The sequence below is a fragment of the Sphingomonas sp. 2SG genome (genome assembly GCF_005503285.1).
GTDB classification, from domain to species: Bacteria; Pseudomonadota; Alphaproteobacteria; order Sphingomonadales; family Sphingomonadaceae; genus Sphingomonas; species Sphingomonas taxi.
In genome coordinates this window covers 23903-48143 of record NZ_SCMZ01000022.1, presented here as the reverse complement: position 1 = coordinate 48143, position 24241 = coordinate 23903, and the positions used below count along the sequence as shown (strand labels likewise).

The 24241-nt window shown below is 68.5% G+C and carries 21 protein-coding genes; 7 read left to right on the top strand and 14 right to left on the bottom strand.

Annotated features, from left to right (window positions below; genetic code table 11):
- Positions 1-149: 149 nt before the first annotated feature.
- Positions 150-1106, bottom strand: a complete 957-nt coding sequence (locus FFS23_RS10865) for an NAD(P)H-dependent flavin oxidoreductase (protein WP_137898642.1) — start codon at positions 1104-1106, stop codon at positions 150-152.
- 129 nt (positions 1107-1235) lie between these two features.
- On the opposite strand from FFS23_RS10865, the gene FFS23_RS10860 reads away from it, so the two are divergent.
- Positions 1236-3821, top strand: a complete 2586-nt coding sequence (locus tag FFS23_RS10860) for a M1 family metallopeptidase (protein WP_137898641.1) — start codon at positions 1236-1238, stop codon at positions 3819-3821.
- Positions 3822-3860: 39 nt separating this feature from the next.
- On the opposite strand, the gene FFS23_RS10855 is transcribed toward FFS23_RS10860, so the two are convergent.
- The 4 genes from FFS23_RS10855 to FFS23_RS10840 all read right to left on the bottom strand — a co-directional run bounded on the left by FFS23_RS10855 (position 3861) and on the right by FFS23_RS10840 (position 6693).
- Positions 3861-4202 carry a hypothetical protein gene (locus FFS23_RS10855; protein ID WP_137898640.1) on the bottom strand — a complete coding sequence of 114 codons (342 nt, stop codon included), beginning with the start codon at positions 4200-4202 and terminating at the stop codon, positions 3861-3863.
- Between the two features lie 83 nt (positions 4203-4285).
- Positions 4286-4864, bottom strand: coding sequence for an alpha/beta hydrolase (locus FFS23_RS10850; protein WP_137898639.1), 579 nt, complete (start codon positions 4862-4864; stop codon positions 4286-4288).
- Positions 4865-4981: 117 nt separating this feature from the next.
- A complete protein-coding gene (locus tag FFS23_RS10845) occupies positions 4982-5791 on the bottom strand; it encodes a phosphate/phosphite/phosphonate ABC transporter substrate-binding protein (protein WP_249340635.1) in 810 nt (269 codons plus the stop codon).
- The gene (locus FFS23_RS10840) at positions 5788-6693 is read right to left on the bottom strand and encodes a fatty acid desaturase (protein ID WP_137898638.1); all 906 of its coding nucleotides are present in this window, start codon (positions 6691-6693) and stop codon (positions 5788-5790) included. The genes FFS23_RS10845 and FFS23_RS10840 overlap by 4 nt, the downstream gene beginning before the upstream one ends.
- 179 nt (positions 6694-6872) lie before the next feature.
- Between FFS23_RS10840 and FFS23_RS10835 the strand changes: the two genes are divergently transcribed.
- Positions 6873-7874, top strand: a complete 1002-nt coding sequence (locus FFS23_RS10835; protein WP_137898637.1) for an NAD-dependent epimerase/dehydratase family protein — start codon at positions 6873-6875, stop codon at positions 7872-7874.
- Here the strand turns inward: FFS23_RS10835 and FFS23_RS10830 are convergent.
- Positions 7871-8791 (bottom strand): LysR family transcriptional regulator, encoded by a 921-nt coding sequence (locus FFS23_RS10830; protein ID WP_137898636.1) that lies wholly within the window; start codon positions 8789-8791, stop codon positions 7871-7873. The genes FFS23_RS10835 and FFS23_RS10830 overlap by 4 nt on opposite strands.
- A gap of 102 nt (positions 8792-8893) precedes the next feature.
- Here FFS23_RS10830 and FFS23_RS10825 point away from each other — a divergent pair, with 102 nt between their 5' ends.
- Both FFS23_RS10825 and FFS23_RS10820 read left to right on the top strand, forming a co-directional pair.
- Positions 8894-9592, top strand: a complete 699-nt coding sequence (locus FFS23_RS10825; protein WP_137898635.1) for a pirin family protein — start codon at positions 8894-8896, stop codon at positions 9590-9592.
- A 55-nt stretch (positions 9593-9647) separates the two neighbouring features.
- Entirely contained in the window at positions 9648-10238 is a 591-nt protein-coding gene (locus FFS23_RS10820) for an NADPH-dependent FMN reductase (RefSeq protein ID WP_137898634.1), read from the top strand.
- Here FFS23_RS10820 and FFS23_RS10815 read toward each other — a convergent pair.
- Entirely contained in the window at positions 10232-12328 is a 2097-nt protein-coding gene (locus FFS23_RS10815) for a malate synthase G (protein WP_137898633.1), read from the bottom strand. The genes FFS23_RS10820 and FFS23_RS10815 overlap by 7 nt on opposite strands.
- A gap of 77 nt (positions 12329-12405) precedes the next feature.
- Here FFS23_RS10815 and FFS23_RS10810 point away from each other — a divergent pair, with 77 nt between their 5' ends.
- On the top strand, positions 12406-13311 hold the full coding sequence (locus tag FFS23_RS10810) for a LysR family transcriptional regulator (protein WP_137898632.1): 906 nt from the start codon (positions 12406-12408) through the stop codon (positions 13309-13311).
- Between the two features lie 70 nt (positions 13312-13381).
- The gene (locus FFS23_RS10805) at positions 13382-13600 is read left to right on the top strand and encodes a hypothetical protein (RefSeq protein WP_038658321.1); all 219 of its coding nucleotides are present in this window, start codon (positions 13382-13384) and stop codon (positions 13598-13600) included.
- 583 nt (positions 13601-14183) lie between these two features.
- Here FFS23_RS10805 and FFS23_RS10800 read toward each other — a convergent pair.
- Positions 14184-15725 carry a DHA2 family efflux MFS transporter permease subunit gene (locus FFS23_RS10800; protein ID WP_137898631.1) on the bottom strand — a complete coding sequence of 514 codons (1542 nt, stop codon included), beginning with the start codon at positions 15723-15725 and terminating at the stop codon, positions 14184-14186.
- Positions 15726-16019: 294 nt separating this feature from the next.
- Entirely contained in the window at positions 16020-17384 is a 1365-nt protein-coding gene (locus FFS23_RS10795; protein WP_137898630.1) for a cryptochrome/photolyase family protein, read from the bottom strand.
- Positions 17385-17547: 163 nt separating this feature from the next.
- On the opposite strand from FFS23_RS10795, the gene FFS23_RS10790 reads away from it, so the two are divergent.
- Entirely contained in the window at positions 17548-17964 is a 417-nt protein-coding gene (locus FFS23_RS10790; protein WP_137898629.1) for a hypothetical protein, read from the top strand.
- Positions 17965-18007: 43 nt separating this feature from the next.
- Here the strand turns inward: FFS23_RS10790 and paoC are convergent, their stop codons facing one another.
- The 5 genes from paoC to FFS23_RS10765 all read right to left on the bottom strand — a co-directional run bounded on the left by paoC (position 18008) and on the right by FFS23_RS10765 (position 23756).
- A complete protein-coding gene (paoC, locus tag FFS23_RS10785; RefSeq protein ID WP_137898628.1) occupies positions 18008-20227 on the bottom strand; it encodes an aldehyde oxidoreductase molybdenum-binding subunit PaoC in 2220 nt (739 codons plus the stop codon).
- Positions 20224-21180: an FAD binding domain-containing protein gene (locus FFS23_RS10780; RefSeq protein WP_137898627.1), complete on the bottom strand. Its 957-nt coding sequence runs from the start codon at positions 21178-21180 to the stop codon at positions 20224-20226. The genes paoC and FFS23_RS10780 overlap by 4 nt, the downstream gene beginning before the upstream one ends.
- Positions 21177-21812, bottom strand: a complete 636-nt coding sequence (paoA, locus tag FFS23_RS10775; protein WP_137898626.1) for an aldehyde dehydrogenase iron-sulfur subunit PaoA — start codon at positions 21810-21812, stop codon at positions 21177-21179. Before paoA ends, FFS23_RS10780 begins: the two co-directional genes overlap by 4 nt.
- A gap of 168 nt (positions 21813-21980) precedes the next feature.
- Complete coding sequence (locus FFS23_RS10770) at positions 21981-23294, bottom strand: OmpP1/FadL family transporter (RefSeq protein WP_038658338.1); 1314 nt, start codon at positions 23292-23294, stop codon at positions 21981-21983.
- Between the two features lie 51 nt (positions 23295-23345).
- Positions 23346-23756, bottom strand: a complete 411-nt coding sequence (locus FFS23_RS10765; RefSeq protein ID WP_038658341.1) for a DUF2147 domain-containing protein — start codon at positions 23754-23756, stop codon at positions 23346-23348.
- Positions 23757-24241 lie beyond the last annotated feature (485 nt).

Here is a 24241-nt window from a genome sequence, read left to right as displayed (position 1 = left end):
CCGGTGACATGGCGCGCCCCGTTCTCCTCCAAAGGCCTTCCCTGCCTAGAAGAGAAGGACTGGCGTCATGTCAAAAACGGAAACGATCTGAGCCGATCGTTTCCGTTAAGGTGTCCATCTTGTCCATGTCGTCCAACACGACGCACGGCTCAGCCGAGCAGGCGCGCCTTCGCCGCGGCATATTCCGCCCCGAATCGTGCGACGCGGTCGGCGACGCTCTCGACCTTGTCGATCACGCCGATACCCTGTCCGGACCCCCAGATGTCGCGCCACGCCTTGGCCTTGCTGCCGTCGCCGCCGCCGAAATTCATCGTCTTGAGGTCGCCCTCGGGCAGATTGTCGGGGTCGAGCCCCGATGCGGCGATCGAGCTGCGCAGGTAATTGCCGTGCACGCCGGTGAACAGATTGGAATAGACGATGTCGGCCGCGCGGCTGTCGACGATCGACGCCTTATAATCGGGCGCGGCATTCGCCTCTTCCGTCGCGATGAACGGCGAGCCGATATAAGCGAAATCGGCGCCCATCGCCTGCGCCGCGAGGATCGCGCCGCCGCTGGCGATCGATCCCGACAGCGCCAGCGGTCCGTCGAACCATTGGCGGATTTCCTGCACGATCGCGAACGGCGACAGCGTGCCGGCATGGCCGCCGGCACCCGCCGCGACAGCGATCAGCCCGTCCGCGCCTTTCTCGATCGCCTTGCGCGCGAAGCGGTCGTCGATCACGTCGTGGAGCGTGATGCCGCCCCAGCCGTGCACCGCGGTATTGAGGTCCTCGCGCGCACCGAGCGAGGTGATGACGATCGGCACCCGCCATTTCGCGCAGGTGGCGAGATCCTGTTCGAGCCGATCGTTCGATTTGTGGACGATCTGGTTGACCGCGAACGGCGCGGCGGGCGCCTCGGGATGGTCGCGGTCGTGCGCGGCCAGTTCCTCGGTGATCCGGTGGAGCCATTCGTCGAGCAGCGCCTGCGGCCGCGCGTTGAGCGCCGGGAACGAGCCGACGATCCCCGCCTTGCACTGCGCGATCACCAATTCGGGACCGGAGATGATGAACAGCGGCGAACCGATCACGGGCAGGCGCAGGCGGTCGAAGATCGGGGGTGTCATGGCGGCGGTTTCCTCTCAGGATCGGTTGTTTAGCGCAACCGATCGGCCTGTCCAGCAAGCCCCGTCTTGCCCGCGCCGCCCAAAGGCGTATGGGCCGAATGATACAGTGTTTCCGGAGTGTATCCTTCCATGAAGCTAGCCGTCGCCGCCGCCCTTGCCCTGACCGTTTCCACCCCCGCGCTCGCCGCCGGCAGCCTGCCCGCGACCGTCGTCCCGGTGCTCTACGACATCGACGTCACGCCGAATGCGCAGGCGATGACCTTCACCGGCAGCGAGACCGTCGAGATCGACGTCAAGGCGGCGACCGGGACGATCACGCTCAACGCCGCTGATCTGGCGATCGCCGCGGCGACGTTCGACGGCAAGGCGGTGCCCTTCGCGCTCGACAAGGACAAGCAGCAGCTCGTCCTGACGTTGCCCGCGGTGGCGAAGGTCGGCCGCCACACCGTCGGCTTCCGCTGGAGCGGCAAGATCAACCAGTCCGCCGCCGGCCTGTTCGCGATCGATTACACCAATCAGGACGGGTCGAAGGCGCGGATGCTCGCGACGCAGTTCGAGGCGCCCGACGCGCGCCGTTTCGCGCCGATGTGGGACGAGCCCGCGTTCAAGGCGAAATTCCGGCTGAAGGCGACCGCGCCCGCTGGCCAGCTCGCTTTCTCCAACATGCCCGCCGCCTCGGTGGCGAAGCAGGCGGACGGCACCCAGCTCTATAGCTTCGCCGAGACGCCGGTGATGTCGAGCTATCTGCTCTACCTCGGCATGGGCGATCTGGAGCGCAAGACGGTACAGGCGGGGAACGTCGAGATCGGCGTGATCACCCGGCGCGGCGTCGTCGACCAGGGCGATTACGCGCTCGCCGAGGCGAAGCGGCTATTGCCCTATTACAACAGCTATTTCGGCCAGCCCTATCCGCTGCCCAAGCTCGATATGGTCGCCGGGCCGGGTTCCAGCCAGTTCTTCGGCGCGATGGAGAACTGGGGCGCGATCTTCTATTTCGAGCCCGAATTGCTGTTCGACCCCAAGCGCGCCACCGAAAGCGGTCGTCAGCGCATATTCACCGTCGTCGCGCATGAGATGGCGCACCAGTGGTTCGGCGATCTCGTCACGATGAAATGGTGGGACGACCTCTGGCTCAACGAGGGGTTCGCCTCGTGGATGGAGAACAAGTCCGCCGCCGACCTCAACCCGGCGTGGAAGGCCGATGCCGCTGCGGTATCGACCGATCGCGAGGCGGCGATGGGCATCGACGCGACCGCCGCGACGCATCCGATCATCCGCAAGATCGAAACCGTCGACCAGATCGGCGAGGCGTTCGACGGCATCACCTATTCCAAGGGGCAGGCCGTCATCGGCATGCTCGAATCGACGCTCGGCCCCGACAAGTTCCGCGACGGCATCCGCCGCTACATGGCCAAATATAAGTTCGGCAACACCGTGACCGAGCAGCTCTGGGCCGAGCTGTCGGCCGCGGCCGGCCAGCCGGTGGCGGAGATCGCCCACGGCTATACGCTGCAGGGCGGCGTGCCGCTGGTGACGCTGACCGGGGCGCGCTGCACCGGCGGCACCACCACGGCGACGCTGGCGCAGGGCCGCTTCGGTCTCGACGCGGCGTCGAAGACGCCGCAGACGTGGCAGGTGCCGCTGGTCGTCGCGACGATCGGTAGCGGCGAGACGCGGACGATCGTCACCGGCCCGGCGACCACCGTCTCGGTCAAGGGTTGCGGCACGTTGCTGCTTAATAAGGGCAAGGGCAGCTACACCCGCGTGCTCTACGACCAGCCCGGCCATGACGCTCTGGTTCGCGACTATACGCGGCTGCCGCTCGAGGATCGGCTCGGCACGCTCGCCGACGATTATGCTTTGGCGGCGGGGGGATATCAGGACCTCTCGCGCTATTTCGCGGTCATGGGTCAGGTCGGCGCCGGCGCCGATCCGCTCGAATGGTCGCTGGTTTCCGGCCGGCTCGGCGGGCTCAACGGCCTGTTCGAGGGGACGCCGCTGGCCACGCCGCTGCGCGCGCGCACCGTCGCGATCCTCGGTCCGGTGCTCCAACGCATCGGCTACACCGCCCGGCCGGAGGAATCGCCGCTGGTCGGCAATCTGCGCGAGAATTTGGTCGGCCAGCTCGGCGCCAACGGCGATCCGGAGGTGCTGCGCCAGGCGCGCAGCTACGTCGCCAAACTGTCCACCGACCCGACCGCGATCCCGCCGGCGATCCGCCAGCCGATCCTCGCCACCTTCGCCGCCAATGCGAGCGCGGCGGATTGGGACCTGCTGCTGCGCCTCACCAAGGCGGAGACCAATCCGGTTGCCAAGAACCGCTTCGTCTCGTTGCTCGGCTACGCCAAGGACGATGCGCTGGCGGCGCGCGCGCTGGACTTGCTCAAGACCGACACGTTCACCGCGCCGCAGCGTGCCGCGTTGCTGCGCGCGGTGTCGGGCGAGCATCCCGACATGACGTTCGACTGGGCGGTGGCGAACCGCGCGCTGGTCGAGGGGTTCATCGAGGACAGCAGCAAGGCAAGCTTCATCGTCGGCCTCGGCGGCGGCTCGGTCGATCCGGCGATGCCCGGCAAGATCAATGCCTTCGCCGCGACGATGGCGGAAACCTCGCGGGGTCCCGCCAAGCGGGTGGTGTCGAGCATCGCCGTCCGCAAGGCAGCGGCGGAGCGCCTGCGTCCGGCCGTCCAGACCTGGCTCGGCAAGAGCGCCTGACCGGGCAGGGGGCGGCCTCGCGGCCGCTCCCTCGTCGGATCAACCGCCGGCGCGAGCCGGAATGCCGGTGACTTCCGCCACCCCGTCGTCACCGAGTGCGACCAGCCACGCACTGCCCTCGATGCACCGCACCGCCCATACCGGCTTGCCCTTGCGATCGGCCTGGCGGGTTACCGCGGCGACGCCCTGGCACGGCTGTTTGGCATCGTCGATCGCCCGATAGAGCACGCCGTTGAGCTGCCGTGGCGGCAGCGCGGTGATCTTGGCGATATAGCCGGTCTCCTTGGGTGCGGCGCTGGCGGTATTGGCGGCCTGCGGTTCGGGTTGCGACCCGCAGCCGGTCAGGGCCGCGGCCAGCATCAGCATCAATCCATTACGCATTGCCGTCTCCATCGTCCTGTCCGCCCGAAGATAGGCGGGGGAGGCCGGGATCGACAAGGCTCCGTGTGAGGCTCCGGGGCGCTTCAGCGCCAGCCGGTAATCGCCCGCCCGCGGTCGACGTCGTGGTCGACCACTTGCTGGGTCAGTCGCAGGAACAGCCGCTGCGCCTGCCGCCATGCGACCGCGCCCGCGCGCCGGTCGCGAACGCGATCGCCGACGACCAGCCGGCTGCCCCAATCGTCGACCGCCGCCGCCAGATCGTCGGGCGCGCCGCCGGGGCGGATCACCAGCGAGGGAAAGGGCAGACGCGATCGGGGGGAGGCGAACAGGTCGCCCGCATCGGCCGGCGGCGCGAACAGCAGCGCGCCGGCGACCTTGCGGACGTCGTCGGTCGGCGACAGCCGCGCCCACCATGCGCTCGCCGCGCAGCCCAGTCCCTCGGCGACGATCAGCACGCGCGCATCGGCCTCGCGCACCGCCCGGTCGAGTTTCGCCGCCCAGATGTTGCGCGTCGCCGGCGAGCGCGCATCGAGCGGCACCGCACCCGACCCGCCCGCGGGCCAGCCGAACATGCGCTGCCAGGCGGGCGTCTCCGCCCCGTCGCCGATCGTGACGATCGACAGGCGGGGGTCGGCGAAGGGCAGGGCGGCGATAGCGGTCATGCGCGTCTCACTCCTCAACGCCGGGCGACTCGGCGAAGGTCGAAGTATGAACGCTTCCTGACGGCGAACCAGCCCCGATGCGCTTTGGCGCGCCGAAGCGGGCGGCGGGCGGGACGATCATCGCAGCAGCGGGTAGCCGAGCGCGATCGCATCCCGCTCCGCCGATCGGACGGGCGCCAGTGCACTTTCGTCCGCTGGTACGACATCACTCAGGAACAGCGCGTCGCGGGCGGTCGCGAGCGTCGGATCGGCGATCACCGCCGCAAGCGCTGCCCGGATCGCGGCGAGGTGCGCGTCGGATGTCGCCGCGGCGGTGACGAAGGGCAGCGCGGGGGTGGCGCCCGTCGTCGCGATCACCCGCAGCTGCCCGGTCGACACCGGCTCATGGCGTCGCAGCGCCGCCCAGGTCACGCAGTCGATCGCGGCACAATCGGCCTCGTCGCGGACGATCGCCTCGGCACTGGCGCGGTGGCTCCCCGTCACGACGACCTGCGAGAAGAACGCCGTCGCGTCGGCCAGCGGTGCCACGACGGCGCGCAACAGGTTCATGCCGGTGTTGGAGGCCGGCGCATTGATCGCCGCCCGCGATCCCCGCAAGTCTGCGACGGCATCGATCCGATCCGCCGCCCGTACGACGATGACGCTGCGGTGGCTCGCACCGTCGCAGCCGGGCGCATCATAGACCGGCAGCGCGACCACCCGCACCGCCGGCGCGTCGGCGGCGGTCAACGGATAGCCGCACGCCTGCGCGAACAGCAGGCGAGCGTCGTGCCAGATCGCCTCAACCGATCGCGACCGGTCGAGATCGTCGGGCACGCCGGGAATGCCCGCGACCCGCAGCCGATGTGCGAGACCGCGCCAGAGCGCGTCATTCGCCGTTCGCTGTGCCGGGTGATCGTACATCCCGAGCGACGCGACCAGCGTCACGCCGCTTGATCCGGCCGATAGGCGGGATGGTGCAGATCGTCGTGTGCACGGAACGCAAAGCGACGCAGCACCTCGCCATATCCGCGATAGATGCGGCCGCCCTCGGCGACGAACCGGTCGCGATGCGCGCGGTGGTAGGCGGGCAGGCGATACCACGGCAGGCCCGGGCGCTCGTGATGCGCGACATGAAGGTTGTTGTTGAGGAACAGCAAGGCGAACGGTCCTCCACGCTCGACGATCGCCGCATGGGCGGTGGTTGCGAGATCGGCACGATGCTCGGCATAGCTGCGTAACAGCGTCAACGCGATGCCGGGATAGACGAAGGCGACCAGATAGGTGCCGATCGGCAGGCCGACATGGCCGAGCCACGCGAGCAGCAGCGCCACCCCCGCCAGATGCGGCAGCCAGTCGCGTGCGACCGCGCCTGGCGCGCGCCTCATCCGCCCGATCTCGCCGGCGAGGAACCGCCCGATCACGATCGCCGGTCCGAAGACCAACTGACCGATCAGGGTCGCCTGCATCGCCGCCAGCCGCCGCGCCACGCCGCGACCGGCATGATAGCGCGATTCGGGATCGGCGGCGGGATCGGTGATCGCCCCGCAGCCGTGATGGGCGAGATGCGAGCGCCGGTAGATCGCATAGGGCAGGTACAGGCTCAGCGGCGGCATGCCGATCATGTCATTGAGCAGCCGACGATCGGTCGGATGACCGTGGATCGTCTCATGCTGCAACGACCCCTGCCAGCCGACGATCGCCCCGCCGAGCAACGTCAGTACCGGCAGCGGCAGCAGCGCATGCCAGGCGGTGAGCGCCAGCCACCCACCGTAGACGACGATTGCGACGGCGATCGTCGGCCAGTCGACGGCCGCGGAGGCACGTCGTTGAGGATCGGAGCGAGGCATACAGTCTCCTGACGTTCTCCCATCAATCTCCACGATTTCGATAGGATTTGGCAAGCCAAGGCCTGCTTGTCACGGAGATCGCTCAGCTTGTTGGGTACGGGGCATCGTCAAGCGGCGCTTCCTCGGCTAGCGAACGGCTGCGGCCGTCAATGGCCTCGCGAAGACGGAGCAGACAGACGATGCCGAAGACGTTGGTAACCGGGGCGGCGGGTTTCATCGGCATGCACACGGCGGAAGCGCTGCTCGCACGCGGCGACAGCGTGGTCGGCATCGACTCGCTCAACGATTACTATGATCCGGCCTTGAAGCAGGCGCGTCTCGCCGAACTCACCCGGCGGCATGGCGACCGCTTCACCTTCCTCGCCGTCGATTTCGCCGATGCCGCGACGTTGCGCGATGCGCTGGCACCGCATGCGTTCGAGCGCATCGTCCATCTCGGCGCGCAGGCGGGCGTCCGCTATTCGATCGAGCATCCCGAGGTCTACGGCCAGTCCAACCTCGTCGGTCATCTCAATATCCTCGAACTCGCACGGGCGCGGCGGGTCGAGCATCTCGTCTATGCGTCCTCGTCGTCGGTCTATGGCGGCAACGCCTCGGTACCGTTCCGCGTCGAGGATCGCGTCGATCGCCCGGTGTCGCTCTACGCCGCCACCAAGCGCGCCAACGAGGTGATGAGCGAAAGCTACGCACACCTCTATCGCCTGCCGCAGACCGGATTGCGCTTCTTCACCGTCTACGGCCCGTGGGGCCGGCCGGATATGATGCTGTGGATCTTCACCCGCGCGATGTTCGCCGGCGAGCCGATCCCGGTGTTCAACAACGGCCAGATGGAGCGCGACTTCACCTTCATCGACGATATCGTCGCCGGCGTGATCGCCGCGCACGACCAGCCGCCGCCCGACGACGGGCAGGAAAAGCCCGGCGGCAGCGTCGCGCCGCACCGCCTCTACAATATCGGCAACAACCGCTCGGAGCCGCTCGGCCGCGTGATCGGCTTGCTCGAGGCGGCGATCGGCCGGCCGGCGGTGCGCCGCGACCTGCCGATCCAGCCGGGCGACGTCGTGCGGACCTTTGCCGACATCACCGCGATCGCCGACGATCTAGGCTATCGGCCGACCACGACGATCGACGTCGGCGTGCCGCGCTTCGTCGACTGGTATCGCGCCTATCACCGGCTCTAGAACGCCCCCGCCCATGGCGCTTTCGCCAGCGCCCGGGCGAGATGATCGATCAGCACCGTGACGCGGCGCGGGCGCAGTGGGCTCGGCGGGGTGATGAGGTGGAGACCGAGCGGCGCGACGCTCCATTCGGGCATCGCCACCTCCAGCCGCCCCTCGCGAATTTCGCGCCAGACGAGGAATTCGGGCTGTAGCGCCAGACCTTGCCCGGCGAGCAGCGCCGGGTTGAGCATATCGGCATTGTCGGTCCAGACGCGTACCGGCGGCTCGACCGTCTCCTCGCCGAACTGCGGATGGCCGAAGCGCCAGACGCCGCGGCTCGACTCGCCGGTATAAGCGAGCGCGCAATGGTCCTTGAGCTGCGCGGGGTGGCTCGGCCGCCCGTGCGCGTCAAGATAGGCGGGCGCAGCGACGAGCAGGATGCGCACCGTGCACAGCCGCCGCGCCAGCAGCGAACTGTCCTCCAGCGCGGCGATGCGCAGCGCTAGATCGAAGCCTTCCGCAACCAGATCGACGCGCCTGTCGCTCAGCGCGAAATCGAGGGTGATCTCGGGATAGGCGGCGAGGAAGTCGGGCAGCGTCGCACCGACATAAGCGGTACCGAACGACAGCGGCGCGCTGATCCGCACCAGCCCGCGCGCGACGTCGGATTGCTCCGCCGCCTCGTCCTCCAGCGCCTCGCCCTCCTGCAGGATGCGGCCGGCGCGGGTGAGCGCCGCGCGCCCCGCCTCGGTCAGCGACAGCCGCCGCGAGGTGCGCGACAGCAAGGCGACGCCGAGCCGCGCCTCCAGCCGCGCGATCGCCTTCGACACGGTCGGGTTGGCGAGGCCGAGTGCCTCCGCCGCGCCGGCGAAGGAGCCGCGCTCGGCGACCTTGGCGAAAATCGCCCAGGCTTCAAAGTCGGGAAGGCGACGTGTCATAATCGGCAATGATGAGATGCCATCATTGCCGTTTCGTCAAGTCGCCCGCTCCCCCATCTTGGCCCCAACAGGAAGCGTCCCGGCTTCTACAGGAGACAGACCATGATCGACCGTCGCCCCTTCGCCAGCCTCGGTGGTGCCAACCACGGCTGGCTCGATGCCAAGCATCATTTCTCCTTCGCCAATTACTACGATCCCAAGCGGATGGGCTGGGGCCCGATCCGCGTCTGGAACGACGATACGATCGCCGCCGGCACCGGCTTTCCGCCGCATCCGCATGCCGACATGGAGATCATCACCTATGTCCGCGAGGGTGCGATCACGCATCAGGACAGTCTGGGCAACATCGGCCGTACCGAGGCGGGCGACGTGCAGGTGATGAGCGCCGGATCGGGCGTGCGCCATTCGGAATATAATCGCGAACCCGGCACGACGACGATCTTCCAGATCTGGATCGAGCCCAAGACGCGCGGCGCTGCACCGTCATGGGGCGCCAAGCCCTTCCCCAAGGGCGAACGCGCCGGCACGTTCGTAACGCTCGCCAGCGGCTTCGGCGACGATGCCGACGCGCTGCCGATCCGCACCGACGCACGCATCGTCGGGGCGACGATCAAGGCGGGCGAAACGGCGGAATATGCCCTCGGCGCCGGCCACCATGCCTATCTGGTGCCGGCGACCGGCAAGGTCGAGATCAACGGCGTGACGCTCGATGCGCGCGACGGCGCCGCGATCGTCGACGAGGCGGTGATCCGCATCACCGCGACCGAGGATGCCGAGATCGTCCTGGTCGACGCCGCCTGACCCCGACCGGGGAGCGCGCCTTGCGCTCCCCGGCACTTGCCGCGAAGGGGGTGCGATGAGCGATACCATCCTGATCTTCTACGGATCCTACCGGTCCGACCGGCAGGGCATCCGTCTGGCGCACTATCTGGTCGACGCATTCCGGGCCCGCGGGGCCAATGCTGAGCTGATTGACGCCAAGGCGCTCGACCTGCCGATGCTCGACCGCATGTACAAGGAATATCCCGCCGGCGCGGCACCGGCCGCGCTCGAAGCGCTGGCGGGCAAGATCAAGGCAGCGGACGCCTTCGTGTTCGTCGCCGGCGAGTATAATTGGAGCGTCCAGCCCGGCCTCAAGAACCTGACCGACCATTTCCTCGAGGAATGGTATTGGCGCCCCGCGGCGATCGCGAGCTATTCGGCCGGGCGCTTTGCCGGTGCGCGCGCGGGGCTGGCGTGGCACGGCATCCTGTCGGAGATGGGGATGGTCGTCGTGTCGAGCAGCCTCGCGGTCGGCGGCATCGGCCATGCGCTCACCGCCGATGCCGAACCGGTCGGCGACGGCGGCGCGAGCCTCGCCAAGGCATTCCCGCGCTTCGCCGACGATCTCGCGTGGTGGACCGAGGCGGCGCGAGCGCAACGGGCGATCAAGACGCCGCCCTATTGAGCGTCCGCCGCCTTTCGCGCGGCGCGGAAGCGATGGAGCAGCGGCTCGGTATAGCCATTGGGCTGGTCCACCCCTTCGAACACGAGCGCGCGGGCGGCCTGCCAGGCGAGGCTGCTATCCTCATTCCCGTGCATCGGCCGATAGAGCGGGTCGTCGGCATTCTGCGCGTCGACCTTCGTCGCCATCCGCGCGAAGGCGGCATCGACGTCGGCAGGTGACGCCACGCCATGCAGCAGCCAATTGGCGATATGCTGCGACGAGATGCGCAGCGTCGCGCGATCCTCCATCAGGCCGATGTCGTGGATGTCGGGCACCTTGGAACAGCCGATCCCCTGATCCACCCAGCGCACGACATAGCCGAGGATGCCCTGCGCATTGTTGTCGAGCTCGGCGCGCACCGCGTCCGCCTGCCAGTTGCGCCCGGTATCGGCGACCGGGAGCGTGAGCAGGTCGGCGAGCGGCGCGGGGGTCTCGGCGCTGCGGGCGTGCTGGCGGGCGAAGACGTCGACGCGATGGTAGTGCGTCGCGTGCAGCGTCGCAGCGGTCGGCGAGGGGACCCAGGCGGTGTTCGCACCGGTCTGCGGATGACCGATCTTCTGGTCGAGCATATCGGCCATGCGATCGGGCGCCGCCCACATCCCCTTGCCGATCTGCGCCTTGCCCGACAGGCCGCAGGCGAGGCCGATCTGCACGTTGCGGTTCTCATAGGCGGCGATCCAGGTGCTCGTCTTCATCTCGGCCTTGGGGATCATCGCGCCGGCGTGCATCGACGTGTGCAGCTCGTCGCCGGTGCGGTCGAGGAAGCCGGTGTTGATGAAGACCAGCCGGTGGCGGACCGCGTGGATGCAGGCGGCGAGATTGGCGCTGGTGCGGCGCTCCTCGTCCATCAGGCCGAGCTTGATCGTGTGACGGGGCAGCGCGAGCAGGTCCTCGACCGCGTCGAACAAGCGGTCGGCGAAAGCGGCCTCGGCGGGGCCATGCATCTTGGGTTTGACGATATAGATCGAACCGGTGCGGCTGTTGCGACCGCGATCGTGGAGCGCGATCAGTGACGTGACGATCGCGTCGAGGATGCCCTCGGGCGCGTCGCTGCCGTCGGGCAGGCGGACCGCGGGCGTGGTCATCAGGTGGCCGACGTTGCGGACGAACAGCAGGCTGCGGCCGGGCAGCGTCAGCGTGCCGCCGTCGGGGGCGGTGTAGATGCGGTCGGGGGCGAGCGTGCGGGTTTGTGTCGCGCCGCTTTTAACGAAGCTGGCGGTGAGGTCGCCCTGCATCAGGCCGAGCCAATTGGCGTAGGCGGCGACCTTGTCGTCGGCGTCGACCGCCGCGACCGAGTCCTCAAGGTCGCAGATCGTGGTGAGCGCGCTTTCGAGGCGGATGTCGGCGATACCGGCGGGGTCGGTGGCGCCGATCGGGTGGGCGCGGTCGATCACCAGCTCGATGTGCAGGCCGTGGTGGCGGAAGAGCAACGTGTCGCCGGCGCGGCCGACGCGCTGCGCGGGGTCGGCGAGCACGGGATCGCCGCCCGTCCAGTCGGCCCAGCGGCCGCTGGCGAGCGGCACGGCTTCGTCGAGGAAGGCCTTCGCCCAGGCGATCACCTGCGCCCCGCGTGCCGCGTCGTAGCCGCCGGTGGCGGGCGTGCCGGGGAGCGCATCGGTGCCGTAGAGCGCGTCGTAGAGGCTGCCCCAGCGCGCGTTGGCGGCGTTGAGGAGGAAGCGGGCGTTGAGGATCGGGACGACGAGCTGCGGCCCCGCCATCGTCGCGATCTCGGCGTCGACGCGCTCGGGGTCGATTTTGAAGGGGGCGGGCTCCGCGACGAGATAGCCGATGTCGGTCAGGAAGGCTTGGTAGGCCGCCGGGTCGAAGTCGTTGGCGCCATGCCAGCCGTCGATCGCCGCCTGGAGTCGGTCGCGCTCGGCGAGGAGGGCGCGGTTCTCGGGGGCGAAGCGGGCGAAGAGCGCGGCGACACCCGACCAGAAGGCGGCCGGGTCGAGGCCGGTGCCGGGAAGGGCCCTTTCCTCGATGAAGGTCGCCAGCGGGGGGGCGATGACGAGGCCGGCGCGGTCCATAACTTCTCTATCCTCTCGCATAGGCCGTGAGGCTAGACCCAAGGTCGGCCGTTCGCTAGCCATGAAGATGTTGAAGCAGTTTATCCTGTGAGGAACGAATGGCGTTCGATCCGGACTATGCGCTGTTCGTCGCGGTGGCGGCGGGCGGCAGCCTGTCGGCGGCGGCGCGCAGCCTGCACATCTCGCCGGCCATGGCCTCCAAGCGCTTGCAGCGGCTGGAGAACAGGCTGGGCGTCCGGCTCGTCCACCGGACCACGCGGCGGCTGGCGTTGACCGAGGCCGGGGCGCGGTTCCGCGACGATCTCGACGCGGTGCTCGCCGCGCTCGGCGAGGCGGAGGCGCGGGTGACCGGCGCCCGTGGCGAACCGGCGGGGCCGCTGCGCGTGTCGGCGCCGACGTCGTTCGGGCGGCTGCACGTCGCCCCGCATCTCGGCGCGTTTCTGGCCGCCTATCCCCGCATCGATCTCGCCTTCGACCTCAGCGACCATTTCGTTGATCTGCTCGGCGAGCGCGTCGATTGCGCGATCCGGATCGCGGGGGCGGTGCCGGGGACCGTCGTGGCGCACCGGCTCGGCGAGAGCCGGCGGGTGTTGTGCGCGGCGCCGGCCTATCTGGCCGAACACGGCGCGCCGGGGCGGATCGGCGATCTCGCCGGCCATCGCCTGCTCGCCGCCGACGGGCAGATGCCGTGGCGGCTGGTCGCCGCCGGCAAGACCGTCGCGATCGAACGCGCGAGCCATGTGCGGACCAATTCGAGCGAGATGATCCGCGAACTGGCGCTCGGTGGCGTCGGGATCGCATTGCGGTCTTTGTGGGATGTCGGCGACGCCTTGCGCGACGGGCGGCTGGTCCGCGTGCTCGACGCGTGGGAGGGATCGGCGGAGGTCGGCATCTATGCGGTGCACCTGCGCAGTCCGGCGGTACCGGCGGCGGTGAGCGCCTTCGTCGCCTTTCTGCGCGAGACGATCGATCCGCGGCGCTGGGAGGTGATGACGCCGGCATGACGCCGAATTCATGGAACATGACGGTTGCGTCACGGCTTTTCCCAGCAAGGTTTCGTTACAGGAGTTCGCCATGAAGAGTCTGATGTTCCTCGCCGCCGCCACCGCGCTCGTTGGCGCACAGCCGGCGCTCGCCAAAGGCTGTATCCGTGGCGCCGCCGCCGGCGGGGCCGCCGGCCATTTCGTCGGCAAGGGCCATGCGATGATGGGCGCGGCCGCCGGCTGCGTCGCGATGCACCACCATTATGCCAAGCAGGCGCGCGCGCAGAAGGCCGCGGCGAAGCAGCGCTGAGCGTTTCACCCGGCGTTTCGGGGTGAGGACGACCCGGACAGCGCAGGCCGTTCCGGGTCGTTCGTGTTTTCGGGCTCGGGTGTCACCGTGCCTCGACACGCTCGGGACTGACGGTGGGGTCGTCGGCGTAAGAAGAAGGGTGGTTCGCGCAGAGGCGCAGAGACGCGGAGGTGTTCCGCTCGCCGCGTCAGCGGCTTTCTCCATCTGCCATGAGGAGAAAGGACCGCGTTGGCTGAAGCGGATTATCTCCGCGTCTCTGCGCCTCTGCGCGAACAAAATCTTCTCCAGAGGGCATCCACAGCGCAGAGCTTCCGCCTAGCTTTTCACCCGGCCGCTCAATTCGGTGCCGGCCTGCGGGTCGAACCTCGCATTGACGAAGATCACTGACGGTGGAGTGATCGGCGTAAGAAGAAGGGTGGTTCGCGCAGAGGCGCAGAGGTGTTGCGCTCGCCGCGTCAGCGGCCCTTTCCATCGGCCATGAGGGAAGGGACCGCGTTTGCCGCAAGCGGAACACCTCCGCGTCTCTGCGCCTCTGCGCGAACAGAACCTTCTCCAGAGGGCATCCACAGCGCGGAGCTTCCGCCTAGCTTTTCACCCGGCCGCTCAATTCGGCGCCGGCCTGCGGGTCGAACCGCGCATTGACGAAGATCGCGATCAGCGAGATCGCCGTCACCGTCCAGAAGGCGAAGGTGAAGTCGGGGAAGGCCACCGCATCCGCCCCGCGCCACAGCATCGAGACGTGCAGCGCGGTCGCGCCGATGCAGATGCCGAGCGACAGCATCAGCTGCTGGAAGGTCGAATAGAAGCTCGTCGCCGCGCTCATCCGGTCCTTGGCGATCTCGTCATAGGCGATGGTGTTGTAGGCGGTGAACTGGAACGACATCAGGAAGCCCGACAGCACCAGCACCGCGAACACCGCGGGCAGCGGCCAGGCGGGATCGAACAGCCCGCAGCAGGCATAAGCAGCGGTGCCGGCGACGCCCATCACGACGAGGCTGTTGCGGAAGCCGAAGCGTTTGAGGATGCGCCGCGCCACGCCCTTCATCCCGAACGAGCCGATCGCCGAGGCGACGGTCATCGCGCCGCTCTGCGCGGCGGTGAGGCCGAAGGCGAGCTGCATCATCAGCGGCAGCAGGAAGGGCTGCGCGCCCTGCGTGATCCGCGCCAGCGAACCGCCGAGCACCGACAGGCGGAAGGTCGGGATGCGCATCAGCGACAGATCGAGGATCGGATGCTCCGTGCGCCTGGCGTGGCGCCAATAGCCCAGACCGAAAACCGCGCCGGTGGCGATCAGCGTTGCCGCCAACCGGCCCTCGCCGGGGCGGCTCGCCATTTCAAACCCGAACAGCAGGCAGCCGAGCGCCGCGCCCGACAGCAGGAAGCCGAGCGGATCGAATTTGTGCGGCGTGTCCTCGCGCACGTCGGCGATGAAGCGGCCGACGAGGACGATGCCGGCGATGCCGATCGGCAGGTTGAGCCAGAAGATCCATCGCCAGTCGAGATAGGTGACGATCAAGCCGCCGACCGGCGGGCCGACGATCGGCCCGATCAGCGCCGGCATGATGAGCCACGACATCGCCGACACCATGTCGCGCTTGGCGACCGAGCGGAGCAGCACCAGCCGCCCGACCGGCATCATCATCGCGCCGCCGATCCCCTGCAGGAAGCGTGCGGCGACCATCATCTCGAGGCTGGGCGACAGGCCGCAGGCGAGGCTGCCGACGACGAACAGGCCGATCGCGGCGCGGAACACGCGGCGCGCACCGAACCGGTCCGCCATCGTCCCCGAGGCGGGAATGAACATCGCCAGCGCGAGCAGGTACGAGGTGAGCGCGATGCTCATCTCGGGCGCGCGCACGCCGAAGTCGCGCGCCATCGTCGGTAGCGCGGTGGCGAGCACGGTGGCGTCGAGATTCTCCATGAACATCGCGGTGGCGATGATCAGTGCGACGGTGCGATAGTTGCGCGTTGGTTGTTCGCCGCCGCTGTGGTCGGCGGTCTGCGCGATATCGTCGCCGGCGGGGACGATGCCGTCGCGCACCTCCGCATTGACCGAGGCGATCCCGCGCCGCCGCGGCCTGAGATAGAGGCGCGGATCAAAAGCGGCGGGAAGGTGCAGGTGCATGCGAAGGGTAAAGCTTTCTCGCTTGGTCGGCCTCTCCGGAAAGAGCGTGGCCGAGTCTCGCGGGCGGGGCCTTCGCTGTTTTCCATATAGGGACCGGCGGGTGGTATTGAAGTTTTTCAGCGCAGTTTTTGTCGTTTCCGGGGGTTGAGACCGGGTGCGCATCGCTGGTGGAGCAGCACTGTGCTCCTGCGAAAGCGGGAGCCTATGGTCAAGCAGAGCGACGGGTGCCGGCGATCGGGACTCCTGGGCTCCTGCTTTCGCAGGAGCACTGGCATCGTTTCGCCGAGGTCTCTGTTAGCCGAGCGTCTTGGCCGCGGCGAGCGCGCGCTCGCGGCCTTCGCGGTGACCGATGACCTTGGCGGGATAGGCGTCGGGACGGACGCCGTGTGCGTCGGGATCGTGGATCGTCTCGTCGGACAGGTCGGCCAGTTCCGGCACCCATTCGCGGATATAATCGCCCGCCTCGAACTTCTCGGACTGGCTGAGCGGCGCCATGATCCGGCCGAACATGTTGGCGTCGACGCCGGTGCCGGCGATCCACTGCCAGTTGACCGAATTGTTGCCGTAGTCGGCGTCGATCAGGCAGTCCCAGAACCAGCGCTCGCCCTCGCGCCAGTCGATCAGCAGATGTTTGACGAGGAAGCTGGCGGTAATCATCCGCACGCGATTGTGCATCCACCCCGACTGCCAGAGCTGGCGCATGCCGGCGTCGACGATCGGATAGCCGGTGCGGCCCTGCTGCCACGCCTTCAGATCGCGCTTTGCGACGGCATCGTCGCGCCACGGCAGCGCATCATATTTGTGGCGGCCGTTGACGCTGCCGTAATCGGGGAGCGCGAGCAGCACGCCTGCCGTGAAGTCACGCCACGCCAGTTCGCGCAGGAATGCCGCCGCCTCGGCATCGTGGCCGAGCGCATGATAGACGGTGCGCGGCGACACCTCGCCATGGTGGAGGTGCGGGGAGAGGCGCGACGTCCCCTCTTCGGACGGCAGGTTGCGGCGGCGGTCGTAGGCGGCGACCTCGTCGGGGAAATCCTTTGCCTTGGCGAGCGCCTCCGCCTCGCCCGGCGTCCAGTCCTTGGCGAAGGCGGTCGACCAGTCGGGTTTGGTGGGCAGCAGGTCCCAGTCGGCAAGCGCGTCGCTCTCGGGCCAATGCTCGGGGGCCGGGATGGTCCGCGGGACGGGCAGCGGCTGCTCCGGCGGCAATTGCGCCTGCAACGCGCGCCAGAAGGAGGAGAAGACGCGGAACGGCGTGCCGGCGCCGGTGGTGACGTCCTCGACGCGCGACAGGCGGTTGCCGTCGTAGAGGTCGAGCATGTCGTCGAGCGCATCCTCCTGCTTGCGCCACCAGGGTTCGTAATGGCGGATCGCGTGGATGCGGGTGGCGCCGGTGTCCGCGAGCAATTGCCTGAGGATCGCGACGGCGTCGCCGCGGCGCAGGATCAGGCGGCTGTGCTTGGCGGCGAGATCCTTGCCGAGCGAGTCGAGGCTGTGATGCAGCCACCAGCGTTGCGCGCCGCCGATCCGCCATTGGCCGGGCGCGTCGTCGTCGAGGATGTAGACGGGGATCACCGGGCCGGCATGCGCGGCGGCGACGAGGGCGGGCTGGTCGTGGAGGCGCAGATCCTGGCGCAGCCACAGCAGGGTCGTTTCGGTCATCGCGGGGTGAAGCGTTCGGGTGCGGGCCGGGGTTCCGCGCTGCAAAGAGTAACCCACTGGGCTCCCGCCTGCGCGGGAGCACTGGCTCTCGTCCGGCGGCATCCCATCCCGGACGTGCCGGATTTGGCGTGCTAGGACGGCGTATGACTGTCGGGACGAAACGATGAAGCGGATCATGATGGCGGCGACGATGCTCGGCGCCTGTTCGCCCTCCGCACCTGCGCCGAGCGCGCCGCGGCTGCCGGTGGCGATCCGCGGCGCGGAGCAGATGACGCTGGTGCGGGGCGCGGCGCTCGAACGGCTGGTGCGCGGCAGCGTGCAGACGCGGGACGGGGCGGTGCCGCCGGTCGAGCGCTTCGCCGCCGTCGGCGAGGACTATACGCTGCGCTACAATGACAAGCCCGATTCGGCGGGACGCTATCGGGTGACGCCGGACCGGGTCTGCCTGCGTTTCGCGGGGGATCGCAGCATCTATTGCCGCTTCTACCTCGCCGATCGCGCGGGCAGGATCTGGATGGCGGAGGACGACCGCGACTATCCGCTGCACGTCGCCGCGGTGACGGTGACGCGGGAGCGGTGAGCATACCAAGTCCCCTCTCCCCGCGGGGAGAGGGGATGATGGATCACGCCATCATCGACGGGCCGGCGATGACCTTGTCGAGCGTGACCGGATATTCGCGGACGCGCACGCCGCTGGCATTGTAGACCGCATTGGCGATCGCCGCGCCGACGCCGCACAGGCCGAGCTCGCCGACGCCCTTGGCCTTCATCGGCGACGACATCGGATCGACCTCGTCGAGGAAGATCACCTCCTGATGCGGGATGTCGGCATGGACCGGCACCTCATAGCTGGCGAGATCGTGGTTGACGAAGAAGCCGAAGCGCTTGTCGACCGCCAGTTCCTCCATCAGCGCGGCGCCGACGCCCATCGTCATCGCGCCGATCACCTGGCTGCGCGCCGACTTGGGATTGAGGATGCGCCCCGCCGCGCAGACCGCGAGCATGCGGCGGATGCGGATCTCGCCGGTATAGGCGTCGACGCCGACCTCGACGAAATGGCCGGCGAAGGTCGATTGCTGTTCCTTCTTGGCGAGATCGCCGAACTCGATGCTGTCCTCGGCGGACAGGCCGGCATCGCCCGCCGCCTGCGCCAGCGGCACGCTGCGGTTGCCCGAGCGCACCTTGCCGTCGGCGAATTCGACGTCGGCGGAGTTGAAGCCGAGCTTCTGCGCCACCGTCTCGCGCAGCTTCATGCAGGCGGCATAGACGCCCGCGGTCGAGCTGTTGGCGCCCCATTGGCCGCCCGAGCCGGCGGCGACGGGGAAGCTGCTGTCGCCGAGCAGCACGTTCACCTTGTCGAGCGTCACGCCCATCACCTCGGCGGCGGTCTGCGCGATGATCGTATAGCTGCCGGTGCCGATGTCGGTCATGTCGGTGGCGACGGTGACCATCCCCTTCTTGTCGATGCCGACGCGCGCGCCCGACTTCATCGTGATGTTGTTGCGGAAGCCCGAGGCGACGCCCATGCCGACCAGCCAGCGCCCGTCGCGGACCGAGCGCGGCTTGGCCTGACGCTGCGACCAGCCGAACTTGTCGGCGCCGAGACGCAAGCATTCGACGAGCTGACGCTGCGAGAATTTGCGGCCGGGCTTCTCGGGATCGAACTGCGTGTCGTTGACGATGCGGAACTGGACGGGGTCCATGTTCAGCTTTTCCGCCATCTCGTCCATCGCGACCTCGAGCGCCATCAGGCCGGGCGCCTCGCCGGGCGCGCGCATCGCATTGCCTTCGGGCAGGTCGAGCACGGCGAGCCGCATCGAGGTCAGGCGGTTGGCGCCGGCGTACAGCAATTTGGTCTGCGACACCGCGGTCTCGGGGCCGCCGCCGGGCAGATCGCCCGACCCGCTCTCATGCGCGATCGCGGTGAGCTTGCCGTCCTTGCCGGCGCCGAGGCGGATGCGCTGGCGCGTCGCCGGGCGGTGCGTGGTGTTGTTGATCATCAGCGGGCGTTGCAGCGTCACCTTGACCGGGCGGCCCGCCTGTTTCGCGCCGAGCGCCGCCAGCACCGCATCGGCGCGGACGAACAGCTTCCCGCCGAATCCGCCGCCGATATAGGGCGAGATCAGGCGGACATTGTCCTTGGGGATGCCGAGCGTCTTGGCGACGTCGCCCTTGCCCCAGGCGATCATCTGGTTCGACGTCCACAGCGTCAGCTTGTCGCCGTCCCAGCGTGCGATGCTGGCATGCGGCTCCATCATCGCGTGGCTCTGGTCGGGCGTCTCGTAGACCGCGTCGAGCTGGACGGGGGCGGCGGCGAAGGCCTTTTCGAAATTGCCGACGCGGTCGATCGGCGGGGCTGAGCTGCCCTCGCCGCTGCTGTCGCCCTTCAGCGGGGCGGTCTTGAGCGCGGTGTCGAGGTCGAAGCGACCCTTCTCGCGCGCGTAATCGACGCGGATCAGCGCCGCGGCGGACCGCGCCTGTTCGAACGTCTCGGCGACGACCAGCGCGATCGCCTGATGATAATGGTCGACCGCGGGGCCGCCGAGCAGCTTGGCGGTGTTCATGTCGCCCTTGCCGAGCGCGCCCGCGGTGTCGGCAGTGACGATCGTCAGCACGCCCGGCGCGGCCTTCGCCGCGGCGAGGTCCATCGACGCGATCCGACCCTTGCCGATGCCGGCGCCGAGGACATAGCCGTAGGCCGCGTCGGGGACGACATCGTGGCGTTCATAGGCGTAGGGCGCGGTGCCGGTGGTCTTGAACTTGCCGTCGATACGATCGGTGGGCTTGCCGATGACCTTGAGCTGGTCGATCGGATTCTGGCCCGCGGGCTGGTCGAATTTCATGCTGCGTCTTTCGCTTCGGCCAGCACTGCGGCGAGCGTGCGCTCGACGAGGGGCACCTTGAAGGCATTGTCGGCGGTCGGGCGGGCGCCGGCGAGCAGGCGACCGCTCACCGCCTTGGCACCCTGCGGCAAGGCGGCTTCCGCCGCCTCGACGCGCCACGGCTTGGGGGCGATGCCGCCGATCGCGACATGGCCGCTGCCGTCGCGCTGGACGATCGCCGCCACCGAGACGAGCGCATAGGCGTAGGACGCCCGGTCGCGCACCTTGTGGTAGATGTGCGTGCCGCCGACCGGCTTGGGCAGCGTCACCGCGGTGATCAGCTCGCCCGGTTGCAGGTTGGTGTCGATATGCGGCGTATTGCCCCACAGGCGATGGAAATCGGCGATCGGGATGCGCCGCGTCTGGCCGGACGGCTGGACCGTTTCCACCGTCGCGTCGAGCACGCGCATCGCCACCGCCATGTCGCCGGGATAGGTGGCGATACAGGCATCGCTGGTGCCGATTATGCCGAGCTGACGGCTGTAGCCGCCGATCGCGGCGCAGCCGGTGCCGGGCTTACGCTTGTTGCACGGCTGGTTGGTGTCGTAGAAATAGGGGCAGCGGGTGCGCTGGAGCAGATTGCCGGCAGTCGTCGCCTTGTTGCGGAGCTGACCGCTCGCCCCGGCGACGATCGCGCGGGTCAGCACGCCATAGTCGCGGCGGACGCGGGCGTCGGCGGCGAGATCGGTATTGCGCACCAGCGCGCCGATGCGCAGGCCGCCGTCGGGCGTCGGCTCGATCTTGTCGAGCGCGAGGCGGTTGACGTCGACCAGATGCACCGGCTCCTCGATCTGGAGCTTCATCAGGTCGAGCAAATTGGTGCCGCCGGCGATGAACTTGGCGCCGGGCTTGGCCGCGACCGCCGCGGCGGCCGCTGCGGGCGTCTCGGCCCGCTCATAGGTGAAGGCCTTCATGCTTTTGCCCCCGCGACGTCGGACATCGCTTCGATGATGTTGGAATAGGCGCCGCAGCGGCAGATGTTGCCGCTCATCCGCTCGCGCATCTCCGCCGCCGAGGCGGTCGGCTGGCCGACGATATCGGCCTGGACGTGGCTGGGAACGCCGCGCTTGATCTCGTCGAGCACCGCGACCGCCGAACAGATCTGGCCGGGCGTGCAATAGCCGCACTGATAGCCGTCATGCTTGATGAAGGCGGCCTGCATCGGATGCAGGTCGTCGGGCTTGCCGAGCCCCTCGATCGTGGTGATCTCGTCGCCGTCGTGCATCACCGCGAGGGTCAGGCACGAGTTGATCCGGCGGCCGTCGATCAGCACGGTGCAGGCGCCGCACTGGCCGTGATCGCAGCCCTTCTTGGTGCCGGTCAGCTTCCAATGCTCGCGCAGCGCGTCGAGCAGGGTGGTGCGGGTGTCGAGATCGAGCTTGCTGGTGCGGCCGTTGACCTTGAGCGTCACCGGCACCGTCGGCACCGGCGCGCGATCCTGCATCTGCGGCGTCGCCGCTTCGGCCGGCAGCGCGGTCGCGGCAACACCGACGGTCCCGACCGCGATTACCCCGCGGCGGGACATCTGAAATTCATTCTGGCGCATAGGGGCCCCCGTGATGCTGTCGAGCGCCGGGACCTCTATGATCCCGATCGTCCGTCGGCTCCGGTGGGGCTTATCCTGCCTTATCCAACCAAAGCAAACGCTTGGGGAGAGTACGCGGCAGGATAGGTCCGGGTTCCACCTAACGCAGGCGAAACCCGGACTTTCGCATCAGAAACCGATGTGCGCGCCGGCCGAGAGGACGACGGCATGCGCGTCCTGCAACGTGCCGTTGGTGAGCACCGGCGTCTGTACCAGCGTACCGGCATAAGCCGCGGTACGGCGATCGATCGTCGTGTCGGAGAAGTCGACGTAGTTCGCCGCGAGATCGATGCCGATCTTCGGCGTCAGCTGGAAGGTGCCACCGGCGCCATAGTTCCAGCGGTTCGCGTCGGGCACGCGTGCGTCGCGCAGGCCGTCCTGCGTCGGCGTCGTCGCCCGCTGCACACCGGCGCGGAGCGTCAGCTTCGGCGAAACGGCATAATCGACGCCGCCGGCGAGGCTGTAGCTGTCACGATAATTCTCGGGCAGTGCGGTGTTGAGCGGCGCGCCGAGGCGGATCGCGTCGAACTTGCTCCAATTGTAGCGGACTGCCTGGCCGTTCAGCGTCAGCTGCGGCGTGGCGCGGATGCGCGCGCCGACGATGACCTGCGCCGGCGTGTAGAAGCTCGCCTCGACATCGTTGACGGTGCGGTTCTGCGTGGCAAGCGGGCCGACGAGGCCCTCGACCAGCAGGTCGCCCTTCAGCGTATGTTCGATGCGCGACTTGTAGCTGACGCCGACGGTCGCCCAATCGTTGTGCATCTGCATGCCGGCGGTCCAGCCGAGATCCCAGCCGTCACCTTCCAGCTTCTGGCGGCCGTCGGCAGCGGTGGTGAGGTTGGGCAGGTTGTTGCCGAGGCTGGCATAGACGTGCTCGACGTTGGCGGCACCGCCGACGCGCAGCCAGTCGGTCAGCGCGATGGCGATCGACGGCTGGATGTCGATCGTCTGCAGCTTGGTGCGGGTCGCGCTGTAGCGGGTCCAGCTCGTCGAATCGTAATCGGTGGTGAAGCTGTAGGGCGAGGTGACCGCGAGGCCGATCGCGACCGGGCCGAACGGCATGGCGATCGCGCCCGACGGCAGCAGACCATTGTCGATCGGATTACGCGCGACCTGATCGCCGCCGACGGCCGCGAAGTTGGTCGGAACCTGGCACGACACGCCGGCCGGACGGCAGATCAGCGTACCGTTGTTGACGACCTTGCCGCGCGGCAGGATGCCCGAGGCGTTGATCGCGGCTTCGCCATTCTCCATGCCGGCGATCGACGCCGGGTTCCACCACAGTGACTGCGGACCGGTGTCGGCGACTTCGCCCGAGAAGGCACGGCCGGCGCCGCGCGCCGACTGTTCCTGCAGGTAGAAGGCCTGCGCGTGCGCGACGGTGGCGAAGCCGAACGAGCCGAGCACGGCGGTGGCGAGCAGGGAGGTCTTACGAAGGGTCATGGGGGTCTTCCTTAAGCGAACTGGGGGCAAACACGTTGGACGGACACGCTTTTAGCGGATGCGGGTCCAGGTCTGCGTCTTGCACAAGGGGACGAACACGCAGCCGCGGACCTTGAGCGTGTTGGCGTCGACCGGCGTCACCTTCGCCTTGTAGGTCTTGCCGTCGTCGGGATTGTAGATCTGGCCACCGGACCAGCCGTCGCGGTCGGCGGTGAAGCCGCTGATCAGCAGCAGGCCCTTGAGCGGGCGGCTGCGCTGCGCGACGTTCTGGTTGTTGGCGTCCTTGAGGTCGGGCTGCTGGCGAAGCAGTTCGGAGGTCAGCAGACGGCCGCAGATCGACGCGCCGCAGCGCTGGATCTCGACGATGCCGTTCTTCGTCTCGGTCTTCCAGCGGCCGATCGCCGTATCGGCGGCGGGGGCAGGGGCCGCTGCGAGCAGGGCGCCGAGCAAAAGCAGGGACATGATGATTCTCCTCTCCGGGATGCACGCTAACAGCCGCATGCATCGAATAAGCCTTCCAAAAGCTTTCGCGCCGTATCCGTACGGTCGCGGTGTGTCGCCATCATTGCCGGTCGACGATGAACGATGACCTAATGGCTAACAGGATGCCGTATACGGCAACCTGCGGCCCGCCTAAACCGCTGGCGTCGGGTGTCAAGCAGGGGTTGCTTGGTGGTGGCCGGTTTTCAGGGACGTGCGGCGTGGGGGCCACGGACCCGATCGCTGGCTTGCGAGCATTGCCGCTGTCCGAGGCTGGCGAGATGATGCTCGATCGGCATCCTCGTCAGGTTCGTCACCCCGGACTCGTTCCGGGGTCCACCGGTCAACGGGCGAACGGTGCTCACTCTAGCCGTTCTCCTCGCCGCGGAGTGGACCCCGGAACAAGTCCGGGGTGACGGGGTGAATCCGGGAAGCCCGGACCTAGTCGAACACCTTCGTGTGACTGT